Source organism: Mesorhizobium sp. M7A.F.Ca.CA.001.10.2.1 (assembly GCF_003998575.1).
Taxonomy (GTDB): Bacteria; Pseudomonadota; Alphaproteobacteria; order Rhizobiales; family Rhizobiaceae; genus Mesorhizobium.
In genome coordinates, this window is the sequence record NZ_RZQY01000615.1 from 1 (window position 1) to 3,724 (window position 3,724).

Here is a 3,724-nt window from a genome sequence, read left to right on the forward strand (position 1 = left end):
TTTTGACCTGATATGCCCGAGCAGTGGCCCCCCCCCCAGGGGGCGGACCGCCATTGCTGGGCTGCTATGGATTCAAAGCAACCCGCAAAAGGGACTGCAAGCGGCAGGTGATACACCCTGCCACCGCATCGCGAGGGCTAGAGACGCCCGAGCACGACCAGGATAATGACTATAAGCAGCAGAAGACCGAGGCCGCCGCCGCCGTAATAGCCGGTGCCGTAGAATGGCCCGCCGCCAAGCCCACTAAAACCGCCAAGCAATGCAATGATCAGAATGATGATAAGAATTGTGCCGAGACCCGTGACTTGCTCTCCTGTTTGCGGCTTCGCGCCTTAGAGGGAGCGGCGGTCGCCGGCTGATGTGATTATGAACTCGCTACAAGCCTTCCTGTTCCCGACTGAGACCGCATCGACGCTGCCAGGTTCAAGGATGTCAGGCGAACAAAGGTCACCCCGAGACGCCCAAGTAGCCCCGGTCTTTCAGCAATCCAGCGAGATGGGCGGCGTTTGATGCTGCCATTTCGATCGCACCCGAGACCTTTTCCGGAGTCGCCGGCAGATCGACATAGTTAACCTCCTGCATGGCCTCGCCGACCCAGTAGACCCCGCCATTGGCCGGGATGGTGAAGCCAACATCGTTCAGTGCCTGAAAGCATTCCGCCTGGCAGTGATGCGCACCGTCCTCATTGCCGACGATGGCCACCAAGGCCACCTTTCCTGCTGCCGGCATGCGCCCTTTGTCATCGGTCTCCTCGAGAAACGCATCCATCCGCTCCAGGACGCGCTTGGCCACACTCGAGGGCTGGCCAAGCCAGATCGGGAGGCCGAGTACGAAAATGTCGGCCGCCAGTATTTTTTCTCTGAGTTTCGGCCAATCGTCGCCCTCGCCCATGTCGGAGAGCACGCCGGGCTTGATATCGTGACTGAGCGCACGCACGATCTCGCCCTTCACCTCGTATTGCATCAGCGCCGCCAGGACATCGGCGAGCAACCGATCGGTGGAGGATTTTTCCCTGTCGTTCGAAGCTTTGAGCGAGCAATTGAGTGCGAAGGCCGTAAGCGGCATCTGGATCTCCCTGCATTGTCCTAATTGCAAATCGCCGCGACGACGTCGCGACAGCCCATTCGCCCGTTGCGGGAGCGCCCGGCATTTAACGCCAGGGTTGAATGCTTGTTCCGCCAAGCGGACCAACAGGCCGGGGGCGAGACGGCCCCCTCCTCCCACTTGGTGACGGTCCAGCCGGCTCACAGGGGCACTGACCACTACTGGAGGACAGACAGCGATGAGCGATTCCGACGCAGGCTGTCTGGCGCAAAGAACCTGCAAGGTCACATGATCGCCAACTGCGGCGAATTCCTGCCGATCGAGGCACCGGCAGAATTCGTCAAGGCGCTGGCGGAATTTGCACCGAGATAGGTGAAGCGATCCGCGTTTATGCAGGTGCCTACTGGCTCGCGGAAGTTACGCGCCAGACCGTGTTTCCGACATCGTCGGCGATCAGCAACGCGCCCGATTTGTCGACGGCAACACCGACCGGCCGCCCGTGCGCCTTGTTGTCCTTGTCGAGGAAACCGGTGACGACATCCTGCGGCTTGCCGTCTGGATGACCGTCCTTGAACGGCACGAAAACGACCTTGTAGCCGTTGAAGCTCTTGCGGTTCCAGCTGCCATGCTCGCCAACAAAGGCGCCGTTGCGATACAGGTCCGGCAGGTTGGTTCCAGTGTAGAACGCCAAGCCCAGAGGTGCGACGTGGGAACTCAAGGCATAATCGGGAGGGATCGCCTTGGCGACCAGGTCCGGCCGCTGCGGCATCACGCGCGGGTCGACATGCTGACCATAGTAGCTGTACGGCCAACCATAGAACGCGCCGTCCTTGACCGAGGTCATGTAGTCGGGAACCAGGTTAGGACCGAGCTCGTCGCGCTCGTTGATAACAGCCCACAGCGCGCCGCTCTGCGGCTCCCAGCTCAGTCCGTTGGGGTTGCGCAGGCCGCTCGCGAAAACACGATAACGGCCAGTGGCCCTGTCGACTTCCCAGATGGCGGCCCGGTCCTTTTCCGCCTGGATGCCGTTCTCGGTGATGTTGCTGTTGGATCCGATGCCGACATAAAGCAGAGACCCGTCGCGGCTGGCCACGAGAGACTTTGTCCAGTGGTGATCGATAGGCCCGCCGGGCAACGGCGTCAGCACGGTGCCCGGGGCGGTGATCTTGGTGTCGCCCGACGTGTAGGGGTACCGCACGATGGCGTCGGTGTTGGCGACGTAGAGATCGTTGCCGACCAGCGCCACACCAAAGGGCGAATTGAGATGATCGAGAAAAACCTCCTGGACATCGGGCACACCATCGCCGTTGGTATCGCGCAGCAGAGTGATACGGTTGCTTCCTTCGGTGCCGCCGCCCGACGTCGCCATGGACTCGATCCAGCCCATGACCAGGTCTTTCGGCCGCTTGATCGCTGCACCGGGCGGCGCCACGGATTCGACCACCAGAACGTCACCATTCGGCAATGTGTAAAGCGAGCGCGGATGCTTCAAGCCCTTGGCGAAGGCCTGGATTTGCAAACCCTTGGCGACCGTCGGCCTTTCCTCCTGTTTCCAACCGATGACCGACGCGACATGCATCGGCGGCACCAGATACTGGATCGGTTCAGGCAGCGTCGGGTTCGCTCCGACCTGATCGGTGGGATCCGGTTCGTTGTCGCTGCATGCGGGCAGCACCAAAATCGATCCGCACAGCAGACCGAGGCTGGCGATACGCGGGATATGTCTGGCGGAGACATTCATTCGACCACCTCCACCTGAGTGCGGCCGGAACTCCATCCCAGCAGGCCCACCAAGAGAATAACGATCACGGCGGCGGCGGACAGGATGAGCCCCGTCGGCACGACCGAGGTCCAGGCATCCCGGCTGTGCACCAGTGCGTTGAAGAGCGACATGACGAGCACGATGAGGCTGCCGAGGAGATATGGCCATACGCGCCCGGCTTCACCGGAAAGCCGGTCGGTAAACAAATCGACCAGTGCTGCAAGAACCGCGAGCACGCCTACAAGCAGGCCGGCAAGCAGCAGCCAGGCGGAGAAATCGGCCCACATCATTTCAGCGCTTTGCCAATAGGCAGCGTCGGTCAGCAATGTGCCGACGAAACACGCATTTGCGACTGCCATCGGCGTTTTATGCAACGGACGCCTGGCGGCCACCAATACGGATCGGGCACGGGCCATGGACATTCTCCACCTTTGAAGCTGTACCTGTCCTCCAAACCAACTTGTGGTTAGGAGGTTCCCGGAACCGTTTGCGTTCAAGAACTCGTGATGGCGCTGGCGATGTCTCAGAACGGCTCGGCGTCCGATCCTCCTGCGGAGTTAGCGCAATGTCCGCAAGGTGATCGAGTATCGATGCAGGTCAACTGGCGGAATGCTGTGCTCCCATTCAGTGCGCGATCGTCCAGTCATGAGATACGCCGACCTTGGTTCGACGACGATGGTCCGGCGATCCCACTTGGCGCCATTCTTCCGCCGGAGCCGGAAGCTGCAAGGCGCCAGCAACGAAACACCCGCAACGTCTTCGAAATGAGGCTTGTCTCGATGCCAGCCGATGCCGGCGCCGGGCCGGTATTCATTGATCAACACTTGCGCGAAGGCCTCGGCGGGCTTGCCTGCCAACGCAGCGATCTGGTCGCGCAGGGCCAACAGGAAGTCAGGGATCGGCGGGGGCCCGACTCTC

5 protein-coding genes are annotated in these 3,724 nt (G+C 61.3%); all 5 read right to left on the bottom strand.

The features are described from left to right. Positions 1-137: 137 nt before the first annotated feature. Complete coding sequence (locus tag EN964_RS28440; protein WP_127267413.1) at positions 138-287, bottom strand: DUF3309 family protein; 150 nt, start codon at positions 285-287, stop codon at positions 138-140. 160 nt (positions 288-447) lie between these two features. After that, complete coding sequence (locus tag EN964_RS28445; RefSeq protein WP_127267424.1) at positions 448-1,065, bottom strand: flavodoxin family protein; 618 nt, start codon at positions 1,063-1,065, stop codon at positions 448-450. A gap of 379 nt (positions 1,066-1,444) precedes the next feature. Next, positions 1,445-2,785: a sorbosone dehydrogenase family protein gene (locus tag EN964_RS28455; protein WP_127267414.1), complete on the bottom strand. Its 1,341-nt coding sequence runs from the start codon at positions 2,783-2,785 to the stop codon at positions 1,445-1,447. Further along, on the bottom strand, positions 2,782-3,222 hold the full coding sequence (locus EN964_RS28460) for a DUF2231 domain-containing protein (protein ID WP_127267415.1): 441 nt from the start codon (positions 3,220-3,222) through the stop codon (positions 2,782-2,784). Before EN964_RS28460 ends, EN964_RS28455 begins: the two co-directional genes overlap by 4 nt. Positions 3,223-3,363: 141 nt before the next feature. Beyond that, a complete protein-coding gene (locus EN964_RS28465) occupies positions 3,364-3,690 on the bottom strand; it encodes an alpha-ketoglutarate-dependent dioxygenase AlkB (protein ID WP_127273615.1) in 327 nt (108 codons plus the stop codon). Positions 3,691-3,724 lie beyond the last annotated feature (34 nt).

Coding starts and splice junctions, on each gene's coding strand:
- EN964_RS28445 (WP_127267424.1), bottom strand. CDS start 1,065: ATGCCGCTTACGGCCTTCGCACTCAATTGCTCGCTCAAAGCTTCGAAC.
- EN964_RS28455 (WP_127267414.1), bottom strand. CDS start 2,785: ATGAATGTCTCCGCCAGACATATCCCGCGTATCGCCAGCCTCGGTCTG.
- EN964_RS28460 (WP_127267415.1), bottom strand. CDS start 3,222: ATGGCCCGTGCCCGATCCGTATTGGTGGCCGCCAGGCGTCCGTTGCAT.